Origin of the sequence: Halopseudomonas sp. (assembly GCF_047631575.1) — a bacterium.
Classification (GTDB): Bacteria; Pseudomonadota; Gammaproteobacteria; order Pseudomonadales; family Pseudomonadaceae; genus Halopseudomonas.
In genome coordinates this window covers 438,375-463,329 of sequence record NZ_JBLIAB010000002.1, presented here as the reverse complement: position 1 = coordinate 463,329, position 24,955 = coordinate 438,375, and the positions used below count along the sequence as shown (strand labels likewise).

At 55.9% G+C, this 24,955-nt stretch carries 18 protein-coding genes; 4 read left to right on the top strand and 14 right to left on the bottom strand.

Annotated features, from left to right (window positions below):
* Positions 1 to 19: 19 nt before the first annotated feature.
* Genes ACJAXR_RS06170 through ACJAXR_RS06145 form a run of 6 tightly spaced genes read right to left on the bottom strand, consistent with a single transcriptional unit; the run spans position 20 to position 6,909 of the window.
* The gene (locus ACJAXR_RS06170) at positions 20 to 1,690 is read right to left on the bottom strand and encodes a BatD family protein (protein WP_415057369.1); all 1,671 of its coding nucleotides are present in this window, start codon (positions 1,688 to 1,690) and stop codon (positions 20 to 22) included.
* On the bottom strand, positions 1,687 to 3,558 hold the full coding sequence (locus ACJAXR_RS06165) for a VWA domain-containing protein (RefSeq protein ID WP_415057368.1): 1,872 nt from the start codon (positions 3,556 to 3,558) through the stop codon (positions 1,687 to 1,689). The genes ACJAXR_RS06170 and ACJAXR_RS06165 overlap by 4 nt, the downstream gene beginning before the upstream one ends.
* Positions 3,548 to 4,528 (bottom strand): VWA domain-containing protein, encoded by a 981-nt coding sequence (locus ACJAXR_RS06160; RefSeq protein ID WP_415057367.1) that lies wholly within the window; start codon positions 4,526 to 4,528, stop codon positions 3,548 to 3,550. Before ACJAXR_RS06160 ends, ACJAXR_RS06165 begins: the two co-directional genes overlap by 11 nt.
* Complete coding sequence (locus ACJAXR_RS06155; RefSeq protein WP_415057366.1) at positions 4,521 to 4,982, bottom strand: DUF4381 domain-containing protein; 462 nt, start codon at positions 4,980 to 4,982, stop codon at positions 4,521 to 4,523. The genes ACJAXR_RS06160 and ACJAXR_RS06155 overlap by 8 nt, the downstream gene beginning before the upstream one ends.
* Positions 4,979 to 5,947: a DUF58 domain-containing protein gene (locus ACJAXR_RS06150; protein ID WP_415057365.1), complete on the bottom strand. Its 969-nt coding sequence runs from the start codon at positions 5,945 to 5,947 to the stop codon at positions 4,979 to 4,981. Before ACJAXR_RS06150 ends, ACJAXR_RS06155 begins: the two co-directional genes overlap by 4 nt.
* Before the next feature lie 2 nt (positions 5,948 to 5,949).
* The gene (locus tag ACJAXR_RS06145) at positions 5,950 to 6,909 is read right to left on the bottom strand and encodes an AAA family ATPase (RefSeq protein WP_415057484.1); all 960 of its coding nucleotides are present in this window, start codon (positions 6,907 to 6,909) and stop codon (positions 5,950 to 5,952) included.
* Between the two features lie 233 nt (positions 6,910 to 7,142).
* Here ACJAXR_RS06145 and ACJAXR_RS06140 point away from each other — a divergent pair, with 233 nt between their 5' ends.
* The 3 genes from ACJAXR_RS06140 to ACJAXR_RS06130 all read left to right on the top strand — a co-directional run bounded on the left by ACJAXR_RS06140 (position 7,143) and on the right by ACJAXR_RS06130 (position 13,361).
* A complete protein-coding gene (locus ACJAXR_RS06140; RefSeq protein ID WP_415057364.1) occupies positions 7,143 to 11,996 on the top strand; it encodes an NAD-glutamate dehydrogenase in 4,854 nt (1,617 codons plus the stop codon).
* A 35-nt stretch (positions 11,997 to 12,031) separates the two neighbouring features.
* On the top strand, positions 12,032 to 12,265 hold the full coding sequence (locus ACJAXR_RS06135; RefSeq protein ID WP_415057363.1) for a DUF2835 domain-containing protein: 234 nt from the start codon (positions 12,032 to 12,034) through the stop codon (positions 12,263 to 12,265).
* Positions 12,266 to 12,338: 73 nt separating this feature from the next.
* Positions 12,339 to 13,361 carry a quinone-dependent dihydroorotate dehydrogenase gene (locus ACJAXR_RS06130; RefSeq protein WP_415057362.1) on the top strand — a complete coding sequence of 341 codons (1,023 nt, stop codon included), beginning with the start codon at positions 12,339 to 12,341 and terminating at the stop codon, positions 13,359 to 13,361.
* A gap of 138 nt (positions 13,362 to 13,499) precedes the next feature.
* On the opposite strand, the gene rmf is transcribed toward ACJAXR_RS06130, so the two are convergent.
* The gene (gene rmf, locus ACJAXR_RS06125) at positions 13,500 to 13,715 is read right to left on the bottom strand and encodes a ribosome modulation factor (RefSeq protein WP_415057361.1); all 216 of its coding nucleotides are present in this window, start codon (positions 13,713 to 13,715) and stop codon (positions 13,500 to 13,502) included.
* Between the two features lie 267 nt (positions 13,716 to 13,982).
* Between rmf and rlmKL the strand changes: the two genes are divergently transcribed.
* Positions 13,983 to 16,238, top strand: coding sequence for a bifunctional 23S rRNA (guanine(2069)-N(7))-methyltransferase RlmK/23S rRNA (guanine(2445)-N(2))-methyltransferase RlmL (gene rlmKL / locus ACJAXR_RS06120; RefSeq protein ID WP_415057360.1), 2,256 nt, complete (start codon positions 13,983 to 13,985; stop codon positions 16,236 to 16,238).
* Between the two features lie 24 nt (positions 16,239 to 16,262).
* Here rlmKL and dacB read toward each other — a convergent pair whose 3' ends face one another.
* The 7 genes from dacB to ACJAXR_RS06085 form a co-directional block, all read right to left on the bottom strand.
* Complete coding sequence (gene dacB, locus ACJAXR_RS06115) at positions 16,263 to 17,723, bottom strand: D-alanyl-D-alanine carboxypeptidase/D-alanyl-D-alanine-endopeptidase (protein WP_415057359.1); 1,461 nt, start codon at positions 17,721 to 17,723, stop codon at positions 16,263 to 16,265.
* A 118-nt stretch (positions 17,724 to 17,841) separates the two neighbouring features.
* Positions 17,842 to 18,675 (bottom strand): TatD family hydrolase, encoded by an 834-nt coding sequence (locus ACJAXR_RS06110; protein WP_415057358.1) that lies wholly within the window; start codon positions 18,673 to 18,675, stop codon positions 17,842 to 17,844.
* Positions 18,676 to 18,680: 5 nt separating this feature from the next.
* Complete coding sequence (locus tag ACJAXR_RS06105) at positions 18,681 to 20,390, bottom strand: DEAD/DEAH box helicase (RefSeq protein WP_415057357.1); 1,710 nt, start codon at positions 20,388 to 20,390, stop codon at positions 18,681 to 18,683.
* Between the two features lie 161 nt (positions 20,391 to 20,551).
* A complete protein-coding gene (locus ACJAXR_RS06100) occupies positions 20,552 to 20,926 on the bottom strand; it encodes a YajD family HNH nuclease (protein WP_415057356.1) in 375 nt (124 codons plus the stop codon).
* A gap of 64 nt (positions 20,927 to 20,990) precedes the next feature.
* Entirely contained in the window at positions 20,991 to 22,172 is a 1,182-nt protein-coding gene (locus ACJAXR_RS06095; protein WP_415057355.1) for a GGDEF domain-containing protein, read from the bottom strand.
* A 163-nt stretch (positions 22,173 to 22,335) separates the two neighbouring features.
* Positions 22,336 to 24,066, bottom strand: a complete 1,731-nt coding sequence (locus tag ACJAXR_RS06090; RefSeq protein ID WP_415057354.1) for a protein kinase domain-containing protein — start codon at positions 24,064 to 24,066, stop codon at positions 22,336 to 22,338.
* A 49-nt stretch (positions 24,067 to 24,115) separates the two neighbouring features.
* A complete protein-coding gene (locus ACJAXR_RS06085; protein WP_415057353.1) occupies positions 24,116 to 24,928 on the bottom strand; it encodes a formate/nitrite transporter family protein in 813 nt (270 codons plus the stop codon).
* Positions 24,929 to 24,955: the final 27 nt, after the last annotated feature.

The window sequence follows — 24,955 nt, the reverse complement described above, 5'->3', positions numbered from 1 at the left end:
GGTTTTTTTTGCTCCCGAATCAGACCTTGGGGTAAAGACTCTCGAGTCCGGGCTCAAGTATCTCGGCCTCACGCTTTCGGCTTTGTACTACCATTCGCACTGCTCGCCAGAGCGGCTTGCCGCGCCATTGATGCTCAGCCTGCCCGAACAGACAGGCGTTTAGTTCATCCAGCGCCTCGGCCAGATCGGCGTGGTGATGGGTGAGGCCGATAAGCCCTTCGCTATCCTGTTGCCTAGCCCAGGCCTCAAGCGCCTTGCGGGCATCGCTCGGATGATTGCCGCGACAGGCAGTCTGCAGGTCGGAAAGGGGATTGCCCTGCACCACCTCGTCGAAGATTTCCACGTCCTGAAGGGGCTGTTTCATTGCTTTCAGCGCCGCACTGAAGCGCCATAGGTACCAAAGACAGACCAAGCAGGCCAGCCCCAGCAACGCTGTGGCGAGTTGCCAGGGCCAGAGCCTGAGGACCATAGAGGATTCAAGGCTGGCTTCCACTGCGATGGGCTCAGTCCCGGATATGAAACTCTGGGTGCTCATGACACTCAAGTCGATGGCGTTTAGTGTGGTTTCCTGCAAGCGATCCTGTGCCGTGTCCCACCAGACCAATTGCAGCTGTGGTAGTTGATACTTGCCCGCCTGCTGGACCAGTAATGCTGCGCTGTCCTGGCGCAGGCCACGGACTCCGTCATCCAATGCCTGGTCCTGAAGCTCGGGTTGGTCCGCATATTCGCGCAGGCCCTGAATCACTTGATCGCCCAGACTGTTCAGCTCCGGCAACTGGGAGGCATTCAGTCCGTCGGCCAGTACTACCAGGGTTCGAGTCAGTGATTCGCCGGCGAGTAGATTTAGTCCGGGGTCCGGCTGCCAGCGCTGGGACAGAGTGACGCTTTTGGCCGGTAGCCACGGAGTATCCGGTGGGTACTCGGCGGGGATTGGGCGCACTTGCAAGCTGATACCCGGTGAGCGCACCTGCACCAGTCTGCCGCGGGTTGTCCGGTCGTTGTCGCCCGTCCGCGAGGGCATGGTGGTGGCACTGAAGAGCTGTGAAGGAACCTCGAGCTCGCCGCTGCGTTGGGGGAATAGGGCGTAGCGGACTTCAATCACGCCGTGACGAATGCCGTTGATCAGTCTTTCATAGTTGCGCGGAGGACCCATGCTCTCAACTCGAGCATCCTGCATGTCCAGACTGGTCAGAGTTGAATCATCATACAACGATACTGAGTGGTAGACGCGCAAGGTCAGCAATACCTGCGCCTGGACGTAAGGCGTTTCTGTATCCACCTCGGCATCAATAAACACGGGCGCCATCTGGGCTGTGTTGTCCTGTGCCGCTTCGGCGGCTGTCAACACATGCAGGCTGATCGGCTGGCTGCGCAGATCATTCAGCGTCAGCGGGGGAATCACTACGTAGCCGGTGCGCTTGGGTAGCAGACTGATCACCCAGCGAGTGACTGGCTGGGTTTTGCCATCGAGCTGACTGACCAGACTCAACTGGCGACTATCCTTTAACTCGAAGTGCTCTTCCAGAGGCGTCAGATCGGGCTGGCTGAAACGGTCGGTCGCCATCGTTTCAAGGGTCAACTGCAGTGTCTCGCCTTCGATCAGGCGGGTCCGATCAACGCTGGCCTCAAGGACCGCGGCTGCATGTGTCGAAAAAGCCAGGGTGCAAAGCCAGAGTAGAATTCTGTTCATCGGGAGCGTTCTTCCAGTTGCTGAAGTCGTTGATAGAGAAACTTACGGCGAAGGAGATCGGCTGGATTATCTGGCACTTCACGCAGCCATTGTTGCAATGCGGCCTGTTGCTCGGGTTCAAGCGCTTGGTGTATGACATTTTGCTCCGACTTCCCGGCAGGTGAGTCGCTGACGGCTGTGTCGCTCACATCCGGACGTACTGGCTGTTCGGTATCGGTCCGAAGGGCAGGAGCCCCCTCTGATCCCGCCGCGGAGCCGACCGCGGTCTCTGTTCTTCGCTCAACGTCCGCTTTGACTGATCCAGAATCAATGTGTGGCGCTGTTGAATCGGGGGAGGCCTTGCCGTTATTGTCCGGTCGCTCGGAACCGGGGGCTTCATCAACGGTTGACGAGCTGTTAAACGATGGGTTTTCTGTTTGCCGATTGTCATTGTCACCCGGATCATCTTCCTCATTTGGGTCGTTTTGTTTGAGCTCTTCAGCCTGACGTACCTGCTCTTCGAGCAAGGCTTCTATTCGGCTGCGGTTATGCCGTGCGGCTGCATGGTCCGGCGCGCGGGTGAGGGTTTGCTCGTAGGCTTCCAGTGCGTTTTCCAAAGCGCCGCTCATGGCCAGTGCTGTTGCATGGTTGAAATGCAGCTGGGAATCATCAGGATTTGCCAGCAGGAGTTTTTCATAGGCGAGCGCTGCTGCGCGATAGTCAGTGGCCTGATAAAGGGCCCAGGCGATCCAATGGGGATCTTCGAATACCTCTGCGGCATCTGCGGGCCGATCCTCGGCAAGTAGCTCTATAGCTTGCTGATCTGAGCGGAGCCATACATCAGCCCATGTCGGGCTGGCTTCGGCGGGCATTGGCAGCAGCACCGCACAGAGTAACAGGCCGAGCCAGCCACGGCGTGCACCCAGAGCGGCGAGTGGAAGCAGAAGCAGTATCAGCCAGTGACCCTGGTCGCTGCGCTCGGTTAGTTGCTTGGCATCGACCTGGTGGATCAGTGTCATTGGCTGCAGCAGACTCATGAGATCACTATCGTTGCGGGTGAGGTCGTGATAACTCGCCCCAGAGCGTCGGGCAATGCTTGCCAGTGCCCTATTGTCGAGGCGCGGAAGCAGAATTCGGCCCTGGTTGTCGCGCATAAAACCACCCTCAGGCAATGCTACCGGTGCCCCTTCAGTAGTACCCGCCCCCAGGATTGCTAATTGCCTGCCAAGTCGCAGCGCTACCTCGTTCAGCTTATCGAACTGTGCGCTGTCGATGCTCCCGGTGATTAGTAGTATCTGGGTGCTGTTAGGTGGCAGTGGCGCTGCCATTTTTTCAGCCAGCGCCAGCGCTGCACCCAGATCCGAGCCACTCACCGGCATGATGTCCGGGCTGAGACCATTGAGCAGATCGGTCAAGGTCGCATGGTCGGTGCTCAAGGGGGTAACGCGGTGGGCGCTTCCGGCAAAAGCTATTAAAGCGACCTGACCGTCACTGCGCATTTGCAGCAGGTCTCTAATCTTCAGTCGGGCTCGTTCCAGCCGCGATGGAGCGAGGTCATTGGCCAGCATATTGTGAGACACATCCAGCACTACGATCAATGCAGACTGGTTCTGACGCATGGCCGGGGAGACGCTCTCCCACACGGGGCCGCTCAGAGTGATAACAGCCACTGACCATGCCATGCCGAGTAGCAGAAAACTGCCGGCATGGCCCGGACCGGGTTCACGCTGCAGTAGAGCTCTGCGCAGCGCCGCAGGCAGGAGCCTGTCCCAGGGCGAATACTTATTGATTCGATTGTATAGAAGCGAGCACAGCACGCCGCAGGGAATCAGTAGGAGCAGCCAGCCCGGCCGGACGATGGTGAGGCTGCCGAGTATTTCAAACGGCATGGCGCCTCCGGTAGACCGCGACGCTGGCGATCACCAGACTTATCAACATGGCCAGCCCGAGGGGCCAGGGGTATAGAGGGCGCGCTTGCCGGCGTGGACTACTGTCACGCAAGGCGGGCTCAAGGGCTTCGATGCGCTGGTAGATCTGTTGAATATCCGCGCTATTGCGCGCGCGGAAATACTCCCCATCGCTCGCCAGAGCAACATCGATCAAGGTGCCTTCGTCGAGATTAATGGACGGATCCTGTATTCCGGAGGTCAACGACTGATCCGCACTGGCTCCAACCCCGATAGTGAAAATACGGATACCTTCGCTGGCAGCAAAGCGGGCTGCGCGCAGCGGCGTTATTTGGCCTGCGGTATTGGCGCCATCGGTGATCAATATCAGTACTCTACTTTCGGCCGGTTCGGCCACAAGTCTTTTGATCGCCAGGCCAATAGCGTCACCAATGGCCGTCTCGCGTCCGGCCAGGCCGACAAAGGCCTCATCGACCCACTCATCCAGACTTTGCAGGTCGTGGGTCAGGGGCGCCTGCACGTAGGCGCTGGAGCCAAAGAGAATAAGGCCGATACGATCACCCTCGCGTTGGGCGATAAAGTCGGAAACCAGTTTTTTGACGACTGTCATACGTGGCACCTGCTCACCGTCGAGCCGCATGTCCTCGTATTCCATACTGCCAGAAAGGTCGATGGCTAACATCATGTCGCGACCGCTAATGCTGATCGGTAGGGGATCCCCTAGCCATTGCGGGCGACTGGAAGCTAAGATCAAAAGCAACCACACAAGTACAAAAAACCAACGACGGCGCGTCAATGGCATCGATGAAACGCTGGTAGGTAGCTGTCCAAGACGCTGCAGAAAGTCAACCTGAAGCGCTGCGCTGCGCACCGGTGCGGAGGGTAGTAGCCAGCGTAGAAGCCAGGGCAGCGGCAAGAGTAGGAAGGCTGCCGGCCAGTGCAGCTCAAACATGGTTATAGCTCAGCCAGCGGCGGAGTTCACGCAACAATGCGCGGCGTTGGTCGTCGCTGAGATTGGGCGCCTGGCGATATAAGTCGGCGGCAAGGGGCGCCAGATGAGAGCGTTGTGGCCGCGGATATCCTTGGCACAGGTAGTTAAGCCACTGTTCACCAAACAAGCGAGTAGGGGCGACTTCACCGCGACGCAGAAGCAGTCTTTTAAGTAAGCTGTTGATCTCGCTAAGCCACTGTTGATCAGAGAGATCTGCCGAGATGTCCTTGAGTGCCTGGTTAGTCCCGCGCCGCTTGATATTGAATTTTTTCAAGCGCATGACGGCCCAGGGCAGCAGAAAGCTGACCGTCACTAGAAGTGTCAGCAGAGCCCACCAGCCTGGCGCGGGCGGCCACCAGGATATTGGCTCAGGGGCCATCGGATGAATTAATGACTGATACAGGGTTTCGTTCACGTCCGCCCCCGTCTTTTTTGGGCGCTGAACATGGTGCCTATCTGCCCGGCTGCGCTGCTTGAGGTATTGAGGCTAAAAAGCGAACACCCCAGGCGGCGGGCGAGGTGCTGCCAGGCATGTTGTTGGGCGAGAAATTGTGCAGCATAAGCCGTGCGCACTACCTCATCACTGACGTTGACGCTCAGCTGCTCGCCATTCTGGACAAATTCCAACATATCCGCTTGTGGCAATTCTGCATCCAGGGCGTCATAGAGGGGGAGGAGCACCAGATCGTTGTGTGCCGCAAGCGGAACCAGGAGTGTTTGATTCAATTGGTCCACGGCACTGTGGTCGCAAATGACATAGAGAATGCTGCCGGGTCTGACGACTTCCCGGGTATGCCGCAATGCCTGATTGAGCAGCTCCTTGGGCTCATCCCCAGGAGCATCCTGGGACGGCTGCAGGGCGTGATTAGCTTCTATCAGCAGACGAAATAGACGCAGTAGAGATTGCCGGTTACGTTGTGGCCGTACCTCGTGACAGACTTTACCAAATACCAAGCCTCCGACCCGGTCGTTGTGCGCCAGCGCGGTCCAGGCGATCAGACTACAGGCCTGAGCGGCAAGAACAGATTTAAAGCACAGCTGGCTGCCGAAAAAAAGGCGATTGCTTTGCTCGCATAAAATAAACACTGGGCGTTCGCGTTCTTCGTTGAATACCTTTGTATGAACCTTGCCACTGCGGGCGGTAACACGCCAGTCAATGCTGCGGATGTCGTCCCCGGGTTGATAGGCGCGTACCTGATCGAAGTCCACGCCACGCCCGCGAAGCCTCGAATACTGACGGCCCAGCTGACGACTGGCCTGCATCGGCCCACGAAAAAGCGGCATGCGCTGACACTCATGACGACTCTCCAGCAAGCTATCAAGGTTGACGAATAGGCGGTCATCCAGTACGTCATCGGAGGTCGATTGTGGGCCGGTCACCTTCATACCACCGCGACGGATTCAACCAGCAGGTTGATTGCCCGATCGGCATCGATCCCTGCGGCTTCGGCCTCGAAACTCAGAATGATACGGTGACGCAGCACGTCATGTACGATTGCCTGAACATCCTCGGGACTGACAAAGTCGCGACCGGTGAGCCAGGCATGGGCCCGCGCGCAACGGTCCAGTGCAATGGTGCCCCGTGGACTCGCGCCTAACTGGAGCCATTCTGCTAACTGCTGGCTATAAAGCTCCGGACGACGGGTGGCCATGATCAGCTGGATGAGATATTCCTCTACAGCGTCGGCCATGAACAGTCCAAGGACTTCCTGACGGGCTCCGAAAATACTTTCCTGGCTGATGCGCTCGCCGATATGGGCGCTGACGCCCTGGGCCTCGCCACGGGCAAGGTGCAGAATCTGGCGCTCCAGTGCGGCGTCCGGGAAGCCGATGCGCACATGCATAAGGAAGCGATCCAACTGCGCTTCGGGCAGGGGGTAGGTGCCTTCCTGTTCAATCGGGTTCTGCGTTGCCATGACCATGAACAGTTCCGGCAGCGGGTAGGTTTCCCTTCCGATACTGACCTGACGCTCGGCCATCGCCTCAAGCAGCGCTGACTGTACCTTGGCCGGCGCTCGGTTGATCTCGTCTGCGAGCACCAGATGATGAAATATCGGGCCTTGTTGAAAACTGAAACTGGCGGTTTCTGGTCGATAGATTTCGGTTCCGGTGATATCGGCTGGCAGCAGGTCCGGGGTGAACTGTATACGGTGAAAGTCCGCTTCTATGGCTTCGGAAAGTGTCTTGATCGCCTTGGTCTTCGCCAGGCCGGGTGCACCTTCTACCAATATATGGCCTCCGGCGAGCAGGCAGATGAGCATGCGATCGACCAGTTGCTCCTGGCCAAAGATCTGCTGACCCATCCACGTGCGCAGATCCATCAATGATTGGTGATGCGTCATAAGGTTGTTTTTCATCCTGACATTCGTTTCCATATCGCTTCGTGCCCACCTTTCAGCCCTGTCTAGCAACCGCGCCCGTCACCTCAGTCCAGCAAATTGTCCCTCTGGCGACAGACTATGGTCTAGACTGATCTCATACGAAAGCGGGGTTCGGTAACGATACCGCGTATCACTCCAGTTCCATACCGCAAGACCCTGCAAACGCCTGAGTTGCAGGTTAATCCGGAGGCAGCATGGCATTTATCATGGCCAGCAGTAGAGAAGAATTCCTCAGTATATTGCAAATTCGCTTGTTGAAACTTGTACAGCCAGATGAAAAGGACGCGATTACCAAGTTCAGTGATCAGTTCTTCGGCATTGTGCCATTGGAGGAACTGTTGGCCCGGCACGACACGGATCTGCTGGGTTGCACGTTATCGTTCTGGCGCTTTTTCCAGAGCTATGACGGGCAGGGCGAAAAGCTGAGAGTATTCAATCCAGACATCCAACAGCATGGCTGGCAATCGACCCATTCGGTGGTTGAGATTCTACACTGTGACTCACCTTTTCTGGTTGATTCTGTACGGATGCTGCTCAACCGTCAGGGCTATGCCATTCATACGCTGCAGAACAGCGTCATGGCAGTCAAGCGCAACAGCGAGGGCGTACTCGAAAGTGTTCTTGATCCACATAGCAAGTCGACTCAGGCACAGTTCGAGTCGGTCATGTACATCGAGATTGATCGCTGCGCTAGTGCTGCTGAGCTCAAGCGCGTAGCCACGTCGCTGGGGGAGGTGCTAAGTCACGTGCGGGCTGCTGTCGTGGATTTTGCTGCAATGGGAGAGCAGGCTCGGGCGCTTATGAAGTCGCTCAAAAGCAAGAAGTTTGGGTTTTTTCCGGCTGCCGAGCGCAAGGAATGTGAGGCGTTCATTGCCTGGTTGCTGGATGACCATTTCACCTTTCTTGGTTATGAATGCTTCAGCATCAACGAAGGGTTGAAAAGCCAGCAGCTAGGCATTTTACCGGATCATTGTCTGGGTGTTCTGGCACTCAATCCGCGTGATGAATCGTTGACTGGTCTGCCGGACAAGGTTGTGGATTATCTGCGTGCACCGGTATTGCTGTCTTTTGCCAAGGCTTCGCAATCGAGCAAGGTGCATCGGCCTGCTTATCCAGACTATGTATCCATTCGTGAGGTTGATGACAAGGGCAAGGTGCTTGTCGAGCATCGTTTTATGGGTCTCTATACCTCCCGTGTCTACGCCGATACGGTGGAGCGTATTCCACATTTGCGGCAAAAGGTGGCAGCTGTGCGCACCGCGTCTGGTTTTACCTCCCACAGCCATCTTGGCAAAGAGCTGGATCAGGCCTTGCAGGTGTTGCCCCGCGATGATTTGTTCCAGATGTCCGAGGGAGAGTTGCGCGACACCGCCTTGAGTATTGTGCAGATTCAGCAGCGCAACCAGATTCGTGTGTTTCTGCGCAGCGGCAACTACGGTCGTTTCTACTATTGCTTGGTCTATGTGCCACGGGAAATCTATTCCACTGAAATTCGACTGAAAATTGAAGGGGTTTTGAGGGATCGGTTGCAGGCCAGTGACTGTGAGTTCTGGACCTACTTCTCTGAGTCGGTGTTGGCTCGTACTCAGTTTATTCTGAGTGTCGACCCCAAGCGGAAGCTAGTAGTGGATCCGCTGAAAATCGAACAAGACATCATCCGTGTCTGTCGTGACTGGCACGATGATTTCAGTGACCGTCTGAACGAGAGTCTCGGTGAGGCTTCTGCGACAGCGGTGCTCGAGGACTTTGCCGACGGCTTTCCTGCGGGCTATGCCGAACGCTTCAACGCGGCCAGCGGTGTGGTGGACATGGAACACCTCCTGTCGTTGACTACCGAAAGTCCTCTGGCTATGAGTTTTTATCAACCTCTATCCCAGAAGGCGGGGGTGTTGCATTGCAAGATTTACCATCTGGGCGAGCCTTTGCCCCTGTCCGATGTGATGCCGATTCTGGAAAATCTGGGTTTGCGGGTGATGGGCGAATTCCCGTTCAGTTTTAAAAGGCACGACGGAGAGGAGTTCTGGATTCACGATTTCGAGTTTACCTTTGCGCTGGACCGTGAGCTGGATATTCATGAGGTCAACGATCTGTTTCGTGATGCCTTCGAGCAAACTTGGCGGGGCGCCGCAGAGAATGACGGCTTCAATCGATTGGTGCTTCTGGCACGAATGCCCTGGCGCGATGTGGCTTTGCTTCGCGCCTACGCGCGTTATCTAAAACAGATCAGGCTCGGCTTCGAGCTGCCTTACATTGCCAGCACCCTTGTCGCCCATGTGGACATAGCCCGGGAGCTGGTACGCCTTTTCAAAACTCGTTTCTACCTGGCGCGCAAGCTGACGCCAGTGGATTTAGATGAGATGCAACAGCGTCTGGAGCAGGCGATTATCGGTGCTCTTGATCAGGTGCCAGTCCTCAACGAGGACCGTATATTGCGACGCTACCTGGAGCTGATCAAGGCCACTTTGCGGACCAATTTTTACCAGAATAATGCTCAGGGCTGTGTCAAGGACTATTTCAGTTTCAAGCTTGATCCGCGTGCGATCGCTGAATTGCCGTTGCCCAAGCCGATGTACGAAATATTCGTCTATTCGCCCCGGTTCGAAGGTGTGCATCTGCGCGGCGGCAAGGTCGCAAGGGGAGGGCTGCGCTGGTCTGATCGCGAGGAAGACTATCGCACCGAGGTTCTTGGACTGGTCAAGGCACAGCAGGTCAAGAATGCGGTTATTGTTCCCGTGGGGGCCAAGGGTGGTTTCGTACCGCGTCGGTTGCCGGTCGGAGGTACCCGTGACGAGGTGCAACAGGAGGCCATCGCCTGTTACCAGCTGTTCATCCGTGGCCTGCTCGATTTGACCGATAATCTTGTTGACGGTGAGCTTGTGCCGCCTGATCAGGTGGTGCGCCATGACGAAGACGATCCGTATCTGGTGGTTGCAGCCGACAAGGGCACCGCCACCTTTTCCGACATCGCCAACGGTATTGCAGCTGATTATAATTTCTGGTTGGGAGATGCTTTCGCCTCTGGCGGATCCGCTGGCTACGATCACAAAAAGATGGGTATCACCGCGAAAGGCGCTTGGGTTTCGGTCCAGCGGCATTTCCGTGAATTGGGAGTCAATATCCAGACAGAGCCCGTTACTGTGCTGGGTATTGGCGATATGGCTGGAGACGTTTTTGGTAACGGCATGTTGCTTTCACGCAGTCTGAAATTGGTAGCAGCATTCAATCACCAGCATATATTCATTGACCCTGATCCTGACCCAGAAACCAGTTTCGAAGAACGTCAGCGGCTGTTTGATCTGCCGCGGTCAAGTTGGACCGACTATAAGACCACCCTTATTTCGGCCGGCGGTGGCGTGTTCGAGCGGAGTCTGAAGCAGATTATCCTGACCTCCCAGATGCGCGAACTCTTTGCCATAAAAGCAGAAAAGCTTACGCCTAACGAGCTTATCAATCATTTGCTCAAGGCTCCCGTCGATCTGATCTGGAATGGAGGTATCGGCACCTATGTGAAGAGCTCCAAGGAAAGCCACATGGATGTGGGAGACAAGGCTAACGATATCCTTCGGGTCAATGGTAGCGACTTGCGCTGTCGGGTGATCGGCGAGGGTGGCAACCTGGGTATGACCCAGCTTGGGCGAGTCGAGTTCTGTCTCAAGGGCGGAGCGGTGAATACCGACTTTATCGATAATGCGGGCGGTGTCGATTGTTCCGATCATGAAGTCAACATAAAGATCCTGCTTAACGAGGTTGTTCAGGCGGGGGACATGACTGGCAAGCAGCGCGACAAATTGCTCGCCAGTATGACCGATGATGTTTCCGAACTGGTATTGGCCAATAATTACAAACAAACCCAGGCGATCAGTCTGGCCCAACGTCAGGCCGTCAAGGCCATGACCGAGTATCGCCGTTTTATCAGCGCCATGGAGAGTAGTGGCAAGCTCAATCGGTCGCTTGAGTTCATTCCCGATGACGAACAGTTGACTGAAAGGTCAGCTCGAGGCTTAGGTCTGACCCGTCCTGAGTTGTCGATTTTGATCTCTTATTCCAAGGCCGATCTGAAGGAGGCTCTGGTCGCGTCCGGTGTGCCAGAGGATAGCTATCTGGCTCGGGAACTGGGGACCGCTTTCCCCTCGGTGTTGGAGAAAAAGTATCCTGCAGCGCTGAATAATCATCGGTTGTGGCGTGAGATTATCGCTACGCAACTGGCTAACGACCTGGTCAACCACATGGGTATTACCTTCCTGCGTCGGCTACAGCAGTCAACCGGTTCTTTGCCGAGTGAGTTAGCGCGTGGCTATGTGGTAGCCCGTGACGTGTTCAAGCTTCAGGCACACTTTGCCTCTATTGAGTCGCTGGACTATCAGGTTACGTCGGAAATACAGCTGGAAATGATGGACAATTTAATGCAACTGGGGCGCAGGGCAACGCGCTGGTTTGTGCGCAACCGCCGCAGTGATCTGACGCCTGAACGTGAAGTGGCACATTTTGCACCCATAGTGGAAACCCTGGCAGCGCAATTCGATAGCCTGCTCGAAGGACAGGTTCACGGCCAATGGCAGGCGCGATTCGAGGCTTATATGACTGCAGGTGTTCCAGAGGCTATAGCACGTCTGGTAGCCGGAACCAGTCATTGCTTTACCTTGTTGGGTATTATCGAAGCCGCTGATGCCACTGGTCAGCCTGAACAGCGCGTCGCTCAGGTGTTCTTTGCGCTGGGCAGTGAGCTGCAATTGCCCTGGTTTGGACAACAGATCAACGGATTGCCAGTGGACAATCACTGGCAAGCTCTGGCGCGAGAAAGCTATCGTGATGACCTTGATGCACAGGCTAGAATGATGACTGTATCGGTACTGCATGATCGTGACGAGGAATCTACCCCTGAGGCGCTGGTTAAGGAGTGGGTTGCAACTAATCCGCTGATGGTGAAACGCTGGCGGGTGATGATGTCGGATCTGAAGAACGCGAGTGGTGGTGACTATCCGATGGTGGCTGTAGCCATGCGTGAATTGCTGGATCTTGCGCAGGCATCCCGACATGCAGTTAACTGAGCGTCTTAAATCTATTGCATCCAGAGGATCTCGGATTGCCCGCAGAGCAGCAATTGGTTGTGGATATAGCGGTTCCGGCCGAGCGTTATCTGGCTTGGTATCGTGGCTATGCTAACCGTGTATTGATGCATAGCCGTGACGGCAGGCGCGTTAGCCTGCCGGCGCACCATTTGCGGCCCTTCCTTACGCACGATGGAATATACGGCAGTTTTCTCATGCGCTTCACTAGTGATGGCAAGCTGGTTTCCCTTCAGCGTTTGGGCCAATAGCTCGCTGTTAGCCGCCAAGTGCGTGTCTAACAGGTATACTATTCGCTGAAAATCATTCACAAGGCTCTGACTCATGTATTCCATGCTTCGCTCACTGCTTTTCCGCCTGCCCGCAGAGGCCTCGCACGATCTGACGATGGATATGCTAGGTGCTGCAGGTCGACTTGGTCTGGCGGATAAGTTGTGCAGGCCGAGGACGCCTCAGCCGGTTCAGGTTATGGGGCTTACCTTTGATAACCCAGTGGGTCTGGCTGCGGGCTTGGACAAGAATGCTCTTGCTGTCGATGGATTGGCGGCGATGGGATTCGGTTTTCTCGAGGTGGGTACCGTTACTCCGCGGCCGCAAACGGGCAATCCCAAGCCACGGATGTTTCGGTTGCCCGAGCAAAGCGCGATTATTAATCGTTTGGGATTCAATAACCTGGGTGTTGAGGCGCTGTTGCAGCGTTTAGACGCCGTGCGTTTTGCAGGTGTGCTGGGTGTGAATATCGGCAAGAATGCGGTTACACCGGTTGACCGTGCGGTAGATGATTATCTTTACTGTCTGCGCAAGGTCTACACACGGGCCAGTTATGTGACCGTCAATTTGTCCTCTCCTAACACCCCAGGTCTGCGATCGCTTCAATATGGCGATACCCTCAAGCGGCTGCTTGAAAGTATCAAGCAGTGCCAACGCGAATTGACTGCGATGCACGGCCAATACGTGCCCATAGCGATTAAGATTGCTCCGGATGTTCTGCCGGAGGATCTAGCCTTGATAGCTGCAGTGCTGGTTGAGGAAGGCATGGATGCGGTGATTGCGACGAACACCACCCTTGAGCGCACGGCAGTAGTGGGATTGGAGCACGCCGATGAAATCGGTGGGTTATCTGGCGGGCCACTAACCGATGTTGCTACTGAAGTAGTGCGTCTGTTGGCTGGTGAGTTAAAAGGTCGTATACCCATTATTGGTGTGGGAGGTATTTTGTCCGGTACTGACGCGGCAGACAAGATCCATGCGGGTGCCAGTCTGGTTCAGCTTTATAGTGGATTTATCTACCGCGGGCCGGAACTTGTCGGCGAATGTGTGGACGCCATAGCCGCGTTACAGAAGTAACAATTGAAAAATGCACAGGTTCCGGTTGAAGATTTTTCTGCCCCGGGAAACCGGCCTTCGCATGGCGAAGGCCGGAAGGGCCCCGACGGGGGGCGGCGCTCTAGGGAAGCGCCATGGGGAAAACGTTATATCGGGAATTTAACCTACCGCGCGCATCTCGTTAAGGCGATGTACGCCGGAAATACCTGTATAACCGGCCCAGTGATCTGCTCGCCCCTCACGCCAGCCATTGATCCAGTTCTGGCGGGTGTTGGGACTGTTGAACGGACAGGAATCCTGGGATTTGCCATGAACACCATTCTGATAACCGCGTAAATATGCTCGTTCCATCGGATCACGCTTGAGTCTTCTCATACAGTAGAGCCCTCATATGCTAGAACAAACCCAGCTTGCAGATCGGCAATGCTGGGGGTTGGCATGGCAGGAAACTCCTGTCTTGCCGGGGAAGTCGATCAACTGTTCTGACTTCCCAAGAGGTTTGCCCGTTATCGAGTCCTGTCCTGTTGTACCCTATCAATTGAGGGTACTGAAAGACTGATTTGGCATAGCTGAATTGCTCTTTAGTGGTCTCGGTACTAAAACTGCCAACGCCAAATACACAAAGTTTTGGAAATCAAACAGATGCATGAAAGTCTTGAATTTTTTGTTACATGTCCGAAAGGCATCGAAGGGTTGCTGCTCGACGAATTGAATGCATTGGGTGCTGACGCGGCTAAGGAAACCGTTGCAGGGGTCAGCATTCGTGGCGATCTGGAGCTGGGTTACCGTATCTGTTTGTGGTCGCGACTGGCCAACCGGGTCCTATTGGTGCTGAATCGTTTCAGCGTGGCTGACGCCCAGGGTCTGTACGATGGTGTTGCGGCGATCGATTGGGCAGCGCATATGCCGGTTGAAGCGACTCTCAGTGTGGACTTCGTTGGCATACTGCCCGGAATCGACAATACCCATTTCGGCGCCCTTAAGGTCAAGGACGCAATAGTTGACCGGCTGCGTCAGCCCGATGGAACGCGTCCAGGGGTTGATAGGCTGAATCCCGATCTGCGTATCAACGTGCACTGCCGTAGTGGCGAAGCACAATTAGCTCTGGATTTGTCGGGTCACAGCCTGCATCAACGCGGCTACCGCCTGCAACAGGGCGCAGCACCGCTTAAAGAGAACCTGGCAGCCGCTATTCTGATCCGCGCCGGCTGGCCACAACTGGCTGCGGACGGTGGCGCCCTGGCAGACCCCATGTGCGGTTCAGGTACCTTTCTGGTCGAGGCTGCGATGATGGCCACCGACATGGCGCCCAATCTGCAGCGGGAACAGTTCGGTTTCAGTCGCTGGTTACAGCACGATTCCGCCTTGTGGAACACCTTGCATACTCAGGGGCGACAGAGGGCCGAAGTGGGTCTTGCTTCCGAGCCGCTCTGGATTCGCGGTTACGAGGCTGATCCGCGCCTTCTGCAGCCGGTGCGCAACAACATCCAGCGGGCAGGTCTGGGTAATTGGGTCAAGGTATATCAGGGAGAGCTGGCAACCTTTGCTCCCCATCCCGATCGCGGTCAGGCCGGTCTGATTGTCTGTAACCCACCTTACGGCGAGCGTCTCGGTGAGGAAGCGAGCCTGGTATACCTGTACCAGAAACTGGGAGAGGTGCTACGCGAGCGCTGCACCGGTTGGCAAGCCGCTATCTTTACCGGCAATCCTGATCTTGGCAAGCGCATGGGGATTCGCAGTCACAAACAGTACGCACTGTTCAACGGCGCTTTACCCTGCAAATTACTGATGATGGATCTGCAGCCCGAACGCTATGTAACCGGCGCTAGCGGTAGCGCGAAACCCCTCGCGAAGCCTGTGGACGCGGATGCTGCTCAAGTACCTGACCCGAAACCGACTGGCTCTTCAGCGGTTCCTGCCGAGCCAGCGATAACCGCCCGATTGAGCGAGTCAGCACAGATGTTCGCCAATCGGTTGAAAAAGAATCTGAAGAACCTTGGGAAATGGGCACGCCAGAATGACGTTACCTGCTATCGGGTTTACGATGCCGATATGCCTGAATTTGCGGTCGCCATCGACCTGTATGATGGCTGGGTGCATGTGCAGGAATATCAGGCACCCGAGACTATTAGCGAAGACAAGGCGCGCAGTCGACTGCAGGATGTGCTGATCGCGCTACCCGATGTGCTTGGCATTCCGGCCAGTCGGGTGGTACTCAAGCAACGCCTGCGCCAGAGCGGGAGCAAGCAGTACCAGCGCATGGATCGCAAGGGTGAGTTTCTGACGGTTAGAGAAGGGCAGGTGAAGCTGCTGGTCAATCTGACCGACTATCTGGATACCGGCGTCTTTCTTGATCACCGACCTCTGCGCCTCAAGCTGGCTGCTGAGGCCCGCGGCAAGCGCTTTCTCAATCTCTTCTGCTATACGGCCAGCGCTACTGTGCATGCGGCTGTTGGTGGCGCTCGCAGCACAACCAGTGTCGATTTGTCCAAGACCTATCTCGATTGGGCGCGACGGAATCTATCACTGAACGGCTTATCTGACTTGCATCAATTGGTGCACGCCGATGTGATGCAGTGGCTGGAAGCCGACCGCGGTGAATATGATCTGATTTTTATCGACCCTCCGACTTTTTCAAATTCCAAGCGGCTTGACGATGTGTTCGACGTGCAGCGCGATCATGTGCACCTCATTGAAATGGCCATGTTGCGATTGGCGACGGGCGGGACTTTGTATTTCTCGAACAACTTCCGGCGGTTTCGTCTGGACCGAGAGCTGAACGAAAAATACCTTGTCAGTGATATTTCCGCACAGACTCTGGACAAGGACTTCCATCGCAATACGCGGATACACCGTACCTGGTGTATTACCCGTCGTACCGCGTCCGAATCCGTCTAACGCGTTGCCCGTTGCCGCCGCAGCCTACCGGTTGGCGGCAACGTTGGTGGGCGCACGACGGTGGACGTCCGTCAGCACTCTATCCAGCGCTTCCCGGCTGGCACCGGCCGCTGCATGGTTAACGATTGCTGCGACAGCCCAGCTCTGACCATTAGCATCCCGGGTAATGCCCGCAATCGCGCGAACGCCGCTTAACGAGCCTGTCTTGATATGCGCCTGGCCCGCTACCGAGGTATTGCGCAACCGGCGACGCATGGTGCCATCCATCGCGGCCAGTGGCAGCGAAGCGATGAACTCGGCGGAGTAGGGGCTCTTCCACGCTTGCTGAAGCAACATCGCCATGTCCCGAGCGGTTAACCGTTCAATACGCGATAATCCCGAACCATTTTCCATGACCAGCCCAGTCGGCTGGATACCTTTAACGTTGAGCCATTTGTTGATACTGCGGACGGCCGCCTGCTGGTCGTCAAGGTCAGTGGCATTGCGGGTCTCGCGACCGATGGTCAGAAACAGTTGTCGGGCCATGGTGTTATTACTGAACTTGTTGATGTCGCGGATGACGGTCACCAGATCGGGTGAGTCACTGCGCGCCAGGCTACGAGCACCTGATGGCGCCTGACCTACGCGGGTGGTGCCGCGCACGGCGCCGCCCATGTCACGCCAGAGTGTGCGCAGCGTGCTGCCAGTATAGGTTGGTGCGTCGAGCGCAGACATGTAGCGTTGTACCGAGCAGCCCTTATGCAGAGCGCCGACGAGTGTGACGGTGGCATGGGTGCCCTGGTCATCTATCCCATAGGTAACATTGGGCCACGGACAGTTGGAGACGGGTTCCAGCAAACGAAGCTGGTTGACGATCGTGATCTCGGGTAACGCAGGTTCCAGATGAATGCGCACACCGTTGTCTTCACCGTAACTGCTGAGTACCAACAGTTTCAAATTAGTCAGTAGCGGGTCAGGCTCGACCAGAAAGGGTTTACTCGGGTCGTTGCCATCGTCCGGGAAGGGGCGGGCATTAATTGGCAGCCGGATATCGGCGGGTTGAAGAATCAGGTCGCCAGCTATCTCCCTCACTCCGGCCGCGCGAAGTTCACGCAACAGGCTCCACATCCTTTCAAGCGTCATCTTGGGATCTCCGCTTGTGCGGAAAATCAGGTCGCCTTCGAGTACGCCATTGCTCACCGGTCCGGTGCCGAGTAACTCGCTGCGCCAACTGTAGGTGGGGCCAAGCAATTCCAGCGCAGCATAGGTAGTAACCAGCTTCATTGTGGATGCGGGATTGACGACCTTGTCGGCATTAATAAACTGAGCCATACCCTGGCCTTCAAGGGGAATTGCGGCCATTGACATGGCGTCCAGCGGAACCCTTGCCGCCTCCAGTGATTGCTTTACAGTTGCTGGCAGCGTGCCGGAATCGGCTGCCCATGCGCTCGTGGCCAGAGTGAGCATGGCGGTGGTAGAAACAAGATGGCGAAAGAAGGATCGCATGATCTGCTGATTACTCCAGGGTCTGCTGACAAGCCAGTGAGCAGGTGTGATGCCTGACTTTGTTGTATTCACAGGCATCATGTCGCAATTGCAGGTCGCCGCCAAGGGGCTGCGCAGTTTATCGACAGCCGGATTCAGCTTTTGGTGTAGAGCAGGTCGGAAAGGGTAGGTCAAAAAACGTCCTGGCCGTGGCACTGGTGTGTGCAGCGAGCTGCTCGATGGATTCATTCCGACACGCTGCCAGCATGCTGGCGACAGAGTGAATAAAAGCGGGCTCGTTGCGACCTCTTTTTGGTTTGGGTCGTAATGTTCTGGGTGTCAGCCAAGGCGCATCGGTTTCAATCATCAGCCGACCGGCGGGGATGTCGCCAACTAGCGAATGCAGATGGCTTCCACGGCGTTCATCACATATCCATCCGGTGATGCCAATATGCAGGTCCATGTCCAGGTATGGATACAGCGCTTCACGGTCAGCAGTGAAGCAATGCACCACTGCGCAGGGAATGTCGTCCCGGTAATGGCGCAGAATATCAATCAGTACCTTGCTCGCCTCACGTTCATGCAAAAACACGGGCAGCTGCAGTTCGGCTGCCAGTTGCAGCTGTGCTTCGAGTGCTTTGATTTGCTGGGGACGGGGTGAGAAGTCACGATTGTAGTCGAGACCACATTCGCCAACAGCCTTGACGCAGTCGGCGGCTGAGAGGCTGCGCAATTCAGCCGCCACTTCGCTAGTCCACTGGTCTGCATGATGCGGATGCACTCCGGCGGTACAGAACAGGCGGTCAGGGTATTCAGCGCAGAAAGGTTGTACCTGATGACTGACCGCCAACGAAGTAGCAGTCAGAACAATCTGGCTGACATCGGCTTGCCAAGCCCGTTCGAGTACCGCCGTTCGATCACTGTCGAAGGCGGAGTCGGTCAGGTTGACGCCGATATCAATCCATTCCGGCACGAAAGTTACTTGGTCGGACGAGGCTTGGTGCTGCGAGGCTTGCTGGCGAAATCCTTGCGCGGACGCGGGCGCGTCGGTGGCTCGGACTCGCCCGGAGGCAAAGGCCAGGCACGGATTTGAAGCGCTACGCCATTGATCTCGACCGAGGTCAGGCGAGCCAATGTGGCTTCGTTCAGTTCCGGCAGGTAGACACCGCTGTGTTCATTGAACAGTTTGATGTGTCCGATCTGTTGGCGCTGAAGGCCGCCGTGACGGCATAGTGCATCGACCAGAGGCTTGGGCATCAGGCCATTGGAACGACCGCCCTTGACCTTGTAACGTACCAGACCGCTGTCGCGATCGGCATAGCCGTCATTCTGGCTAGCCGGTGCAGCAGTAGGCAAGTCCTTGACCGGCTCGACCAAAGTCTTGGCGCTGGGCATGATTGCCAGAAGCGTGGCGGCTAATTCTTGCGGCTCTAGACTGGTCAGCTCAATCAGATCGGCGACCAGCTTTTCATGCAGAGCACCGGTTGTCTCGCGGGCGGTATTGATGCGCTTGGCGAGCTTGGTCAGACGGCCACTGCGGACAGCATCGGCGCTAGGCAATGCCTGGCTCTGGATTTTCTGGCCGGTGGCCTTTTCCAGCAGATGAAGAAGACGGCGTTCGCGCGGTGTGGCGAATAGAATCGCTGTGCCCGAACGCCCGGCCCGACCAGTTCGGCCGATACGGTGCACGTAGGACTCACTATCGTGCGGCACGTCATAATTCAGTACGTGGGAAATGCGCTCAACGTCCAAGCCGCGGGCAGCTACGTCGGTTGCGACCACGATATCGAGCAGACCGCGTTTGAGGCGATCAACGACTTGTTCACGCAACTGCTGGCTAAGGTCGCCATTCAGTGCGGCGGCGGCGAAGCCGCGGGCTTCAAGTCGCTCGGCAATTTCCATGCTGGCAGTCTTGGTCCGCACGAACACGATCATGGCTTCGACGGGCTCAACTTCGAGCAAGCGTGTCATGGCATCGAGTTTGTGGTGGTTGGACACCTCCCAGACGATCTGGGTAATGGTATCCAGGCTGCTGCTCACCCCGCTGTGCAGACGGATTTCCTTCGGGTCACGCATGTGCTTGCGGGCAACAGTGCGCACGCCTGCTGGCATGGTCGCGGAGAAAAGTGCTTTTTGAGTATTTTCCGGAACCTTCTCGAATACCGCGTCAAGGTCGTCAGCAAAACCCATCTTGAGCATTTCATCCGCTTCGTCGAGCACCAGGAAACGCATGTTCTCGAATTTGATGCTGCCGCGACGCATGTGGTCGGTCAGGCGGCCGGGTGTCGCCACCACAACATGGGCGCCGCGCTCAAGCGCCTTGAATTGAGGCGCGAACGGCGAGCCGCCGTACAGTGCGAGCACGGAAAAGCCGCGCATGTTCTGCGCATAACGCTGAAACGCTTCTGCAACCTGCAAGGCCAGTTCACGCGTGGGCGTGAGTATGAGCGCCTGGGTCGCACGCACGCTGACGTCAATGCCAGCCAGAACGGGCAGCGCGAAGGCGGCTGTCTTGCCAGTGCCGGTCTGGGCCAAGCCGAGCAGGTCCTCGCCGGCTAGTAGTGTAGGAATAGCCTCGGCCTGAATGGCAGAGGGTGTTTCATATCCGAGGCTGGTAATCGCCTCGAGAAGTGGTGCAGGCAGGCCTAAGTCGGCGAACTGAGGTGCCGCCGGAGCGGTATCGGACATACTTGGAGTAAACCTTGGGGAATAAATAGATCAGATAGTATACGCGCTTTCGCTAATAATTGCCGCAAGGTTTTTCAGTGGCTCGCCAGGGGGCCCTACTGGCCTGCCAAACATCACTATTTTATTGAAGATTGCATCGTCGTGGGTGGCTGGGGTGACGCTCAGGATTTTTTCTTCAACAGATCAGCCAGTCCGGCAAAGGCTTTGTGGCTGGATTGCGGTCCCTGCTGGCTCGCAGTCGATCCCTCTGTGAAGTATTGCTGGTCGGTATAGCGGGCATGTTCGTTATCGTGGCAGTACAAACACAGCAGTTCCCAGTTGGAACCGTCTTGGGGGTTGTTGTCGTGGTTATGATCACGATGGTGCACGGTCAACTCGCTGACGCGCTTGCCGCTGAATTCGCGCGCGCAGCGACCACAGACCCATGGATACATCTTCAATGCCTTTTCGCGGTAACCGCTTTCTCGGCTGTGCTTCGCGTCTGCCAGAATCTTGTCCAAACGTGCGGTAGCCGATGGCGTATTGCTGGTATTCATGAATGCACCTCGCTGGGCTAATGGGCCTAGTCTAACGCAGCTAGCGCCGGGGCGGGAGAGGAATTCAGATTGCAGAGGTGGGGCCACGAGGGACTGCGTCCGATGGTGACGCATCACAACAGATAACGCAGTTTCTGCCGCTGTCTTTGGCAGTATAAAGAGCACGATCGGCCTGCGTTAGCGTGTCATCTGTGCTTTCATCGACATGGGGTTCGGCCACTCCAATAGACACGCTAATGCTGAATCCGGAGGGTAAGCCATTGAATCGAAGTGCCGCGATTTTTTTGCACAATCGTTCTGATTTTATACGTGCGCCGGCCAGAGTTGTCTGTGGCAGGACCATAAGAAACTCCTCGCCACCATAACGACCAAAGCTGTCGATTGCCCTTAAATCGGCAACTACGGCCTTGGCCAGTTTGCTTAAAATCTCATCCCCTGCTTGGTGGCCGTAGGTATCGTTGACCTGTTTGAAATGGTCCACATCCATTGTGGCCAGGCTGAAAGCCCCGGGTATGCGTCGGCATCGGTTGGATTCGTCCGAGAGAGCCTGAACGACACGTCGGCGATTGTAGATCCCGGTAAGCTCGTCGATGTTGACCAGTTCCTGAATGCGCTCCATCGCGGACTGCAGTTCACGATTGCGCACACGTAGTTTGCCGCGCAGGCCATTGATAAAGCCGCCTATCAGGGCTGCTTGAGCCAATACTATGGCGAAGACGAACAGCTGAACCAGTTCGATACTTGTAACCAGTACTTCGGGCCGTAACTGCCAAAGCGCCAAGTGCAGTACACCATACTGAGTAAAGAAGAGAATACTGACCCAGATGAACTGGCGCACGTTAAGGGCAAGGATTCCGTAAAGCAGGGGTACTGCGATCATTAGCAGGAAAATCGCTCGAGCCTGCCCGGCTTCGAGAAAGAATATCAACCACAATGCGGGCCATTGACTCAGTGTGATCTGCAGCGTGGTCATGCTTGGCTCGTGCAGCTTAAGATTGATGTCGAAATGGATCAGCGCCCATATCAGGCTGTTGATCATCACGCTGAAAAGCAAGTATTGCTTTGCCACCGTCAAAGGAACTAAGCCGTGGTAGCAGAACAACAATACGACTGTGAAAGAGACAAGATAAGACGTGAAAGACATAGCCAATCTGCGTTTGCGTAAGGCCTGGTCATTGCGGGTGGCTGTCTCGCTTTTGAACGCCGGATGGGCTTCGCTGCCCTTGGTCCACTGAGCAATTTCCATTCTATTGTCTCGGTTTTTATTATTTTTTGACCACCGCAGGATGGTAAACCTGTATCAGCTATAAGTCATTGGATACTGGTTTTTTCAAAATGCTTCTGACCAACCCCTTTTAATCACTCAGGACTTGTGGTCGGTCGAGTAGAGAGGAGCTTTATATAGGATTTTAACGCGGCCAGAAGACGATAAGCAGCGCCACCATGGCAGCCAGAGCGGCTGAGGTAGATTGCCAGAACAAAAGAGGGTTGCGTTCGAGAAGCGGTGCTCGGGTACGTTCGAGGAAGGCCTTGTTCGGGTGTCGCAGATCGTAGGTGAATTCCGACAGTTCCTGATAACGTTTGTCTGGTTGCGGATGCAGGGCCTTCTTCAGCACATCATCTATCCAAACGGGTATTTCACGTTTTGCGTCCAGCGCCGAGACGTACGCTAGGCGGCTTTGCGCCGCTCGGCTTTGGGCGCGCGCAACTTTTACGCCGTAAGGGAGTTTGCCGGTCAACATCTGATAGGTGATGACGCCCAGGGAAAAAATATCTGAGCAGGCTGTGCCGTTCTCGCCCAGGAAATACTCCGGCGCGGTGTATTGCTCGGTGCCGAGAATATCCTGATAGGTTCCAGGCGATACGCTCTCCATGACGCCGGCCACCCGTGTAGCTCCGAAGTCAATGATCTTAACAGTGCCGCTACCGTCGATCATGATGTTGGCGGGACGCAGATCCTGATGCAGCATCTCTAATCGGTGAAAGGCACGGAGCCCTCGGGCAATCTGCTCAACAATGGCGCGGATACTCGCGAGGTCGGGATGGGGATTATCGATCATCCATTGAGCGAGTGTTTGGCCTTTGACGTATTCCGTCAGGGTATACAAGGCCCGGCGTTTGCGAGAGGGCGTTATGGCTTTGATGATATGCCCGCTGTCAATCCGGCGCGCAACCCACTCTTCCATTAGGAACCGTTCCAGATAACCCTGGTCGTGCTGCATGTCGATGGCTGGCGCTTTGAGAGCCATGTGTTGGCCAGATTCATTATCTTGAACCAGATAGACATGACTTCTATGGCTGGCATGTAACTCGCGGATGACAGTAAATCCGTCAAGGAGCATCCGCGGACCCAAAACGGGAGGGAAGGGTAGATCGGCCAGTTGCTGGAAGACTTCATTGATATCGCGTATGGGTAGACTGTCGATGCGAACGATTTGAACTGTCAGGTTGTCATCGCTGCCCCGGTTGAAGGCGTCGGTGAGTATTGCGCGAGCGGCGAGATCAAGGTCGTCAGCGTTTTCCACGATCAGCTCAGTCATGCGTGCAGTGCGCACGTGTTCATGGATGCCGTCGGTGGTCAGGACGAAAATATCCCCCTGCTCCAACTGTAACGCGCGGTAATCGATCTCAAGATGCGAATCGATACCCAAAGCCCGGCTCAGATGACTTTGGTCCTGGGCTATCCATATTCGGTGATCATCAGTCAGTTGCTCCATGCTGCCGTTACGCAGGTGATGGATGCGGGCATCGCCGATATGAAACAAGTGCGCGGTGGTCGACTTGATGACCAGGGCGCTGAGTGTACACACGTAACCCTTTTCTCGATCATAGCGGTACTGGCTCTGGCGCGTTTGGGAATACAGCCAGGAATTAGTAGCCATCAACACACGCTGGGCGGACCTCTTGACCGACCAGGCATCGGAGGTGCAGAAATAGTCTTCCAGAAAGCTCGCAACGGCGGTTTGGCTGGCAATCTGACTTACCTGGCTGCTGCTGATGCCATCGGCCAGGGCGATCGCAATGCCCTTGGTGCCGAGCTGGGGTTCACGGGGAACGCGGATGCCGTGAAAGTCCTGGTTGATGGTTTTCCGGCCCTTGTCGGAACACTGTCCTGATGAGATGGTCAGTTGGCTGATCATGATGTCCTGTACGGCAAGTCCCGGCCGTAATAGGACGGGGTGGGTTATGTCAGGCAGGCAGACGCTTGGCGCCAGTGCGAATATGGGTGGCGTAAAGGGTCAGTCCGGTAAGCGACAGGCCTCCGATCAGGTTGCCGATCACGACCGGCAATTCGTTCCAGATCAGATAGTCCATGATCGAGAAGTTGCCACCCAGCATCAGACCGGATGGGAACAGAAACATGTTAACCACCGAGTGCTCGAAACCCATGCCAAAGAACAGCATGATCGGCATCCACATAGCGATGACCTTGCCGCTGACGGTAGTCGATATCATTGCGCCAACCACGCCCAGTGAAACCATCCAGTTGCACAGCACGCCGCGGATAAAGATCGTTAGCATGCCGCCGGCGCCGTGATCCTTGTAGCCAACAGTGCGGCCTTCACCAATATCGCCGATGATCTTGCCGACGGCATCCGGCTCCTGAGTGAATCCATAGGTGAACACAATGGCCATCAGAAAGGCCACGGTGATGGCGCCGGCGAAGTTGCCGGTAAATACCAGACCCCAGTTCTTCAAAACTCCGCTCACAGTGACCCCAGGCCGTTTGTCGAATAGCGCCAAAGGTGTCAGAACGAATACGCCGGTCAGCAGATCGAAACCCATCAGGTACAGAATGCAAAAACCCACCGGGAACAGAATGGCACCGATAATGGGATAGCCGGTCTGTACGGTGACCGTCACGGCGAACACCGCCGCAATCGCGAGAATGGCCCCGGCCATGAAGGCGCGGATAAGCGCGTCGCGTGGCGCCATGAATACTTTCGATTCGCCAGCATCAATCATCTTGGTGACGAACTCGGAGGGAACTAGATAGGACATGAATGTTTCTCTCTGGTTGTATGAGCA

Bases quoted from the DNA above. Each gene is read 5' to 3' on its own strand.
- ACJAXR_RS06170 (WP_415057369.1), bottom strand. From the start codon at position 1,690: ATGAACAGAATTCTACTCTGGCTTTGCACCCTGGCTTTTTCGACACAT.
- ACJAXR_RS06165 (WP_415057368.1), bottom strand. From the start codon at position 3,558: ATGCCGTTTGAAATACTCGGCAGCCTCACCATCGTCCGGCCGGGCTGG.
- ACJAXR_RS06160 (WP_415057367.1), bottom strand. From the start codon at position 4,528: ATGTTTGAGCTGCACTGGCCGGCAGCCTTCCTACTCTTGCCGCTGCCC.
- ACJAXR_RS06145 (WP_415057484.1), bottom strand. From the start codon at position 6,909: ATGACGCATCACCAATCATTGATGGATCTGCGCACGTGGATGGGTCAG.
- ACJAXR_RS06140 (WP_415057364.1), top strand. From the start codon at position 7,143: ATGGCATTTATCATGGCCAGCAGTAGAGAAGAATTCCTCAGTATATTG.
- ACJAXR_RS06130 (WP_415057362.1), top strand. From the start codon at position 12,339: ATGTATTCCATGCTTCGCTCACTGCTTTTCCGCCTGCCCGCAGAGGCC.
- rmf (WP_415057361.1), bottom strand. From the start codon at position 13,715: ATGAGAAGACTCAAGCGTGATCCGATGGAACGAGCATATTTACGCGGT.
- rlmKL (WP_415057360.1), top strand. From the start codon at position 13,983: ATGCATGAAAGTCTTGAATTTTTTGTTACATGTCCGAAAGGCATCGAA.
- dacB (WP_415057359.1), bottom strand. From the start codon at position 17,723: ATGCGATCCTTCTTTCGCCATCTTGTTTCTACCACCGCCATGCTCACT.
- ACJAXR_RS06105 (WP_415057357.1), bottom strand. From the start codon at position 20,390: ATGTCCGATACCGCTCCGGCGGCACCTCAGTTCGCCGACTTAGGCCTG.
- ACJAXR_RS06100 (WP_415057356.1), bottom strand. From the start codon at position 20,926: ATGAATACCAGCAATACGCCATCGGCTACCGCACGTTTGGACAAGATT.
- ACJAXR_RS06095 (WP_415057355.1), bottom strand. From the start codon at position 22,172: ATGGAAATTGCTCAGTGGACCAAGGGCAGCGAAGCCCATCCGGCGTTC.
- ACJAXR_RS06090 (WP_415057354.1), bottom strand. From the start codon at position 24,066: ATGATCAGCCAACTGACCATCTCATCAGGACAGTGTTCCGACAAGGGC.
- ACJAXR_RS06085 (WP_415057353.1), bottom strand. From the start codon at position 24,928: ATGTCCTATCTAGTTCCCTCCGAGTTCGTCACCAAGATGATTGATGCT.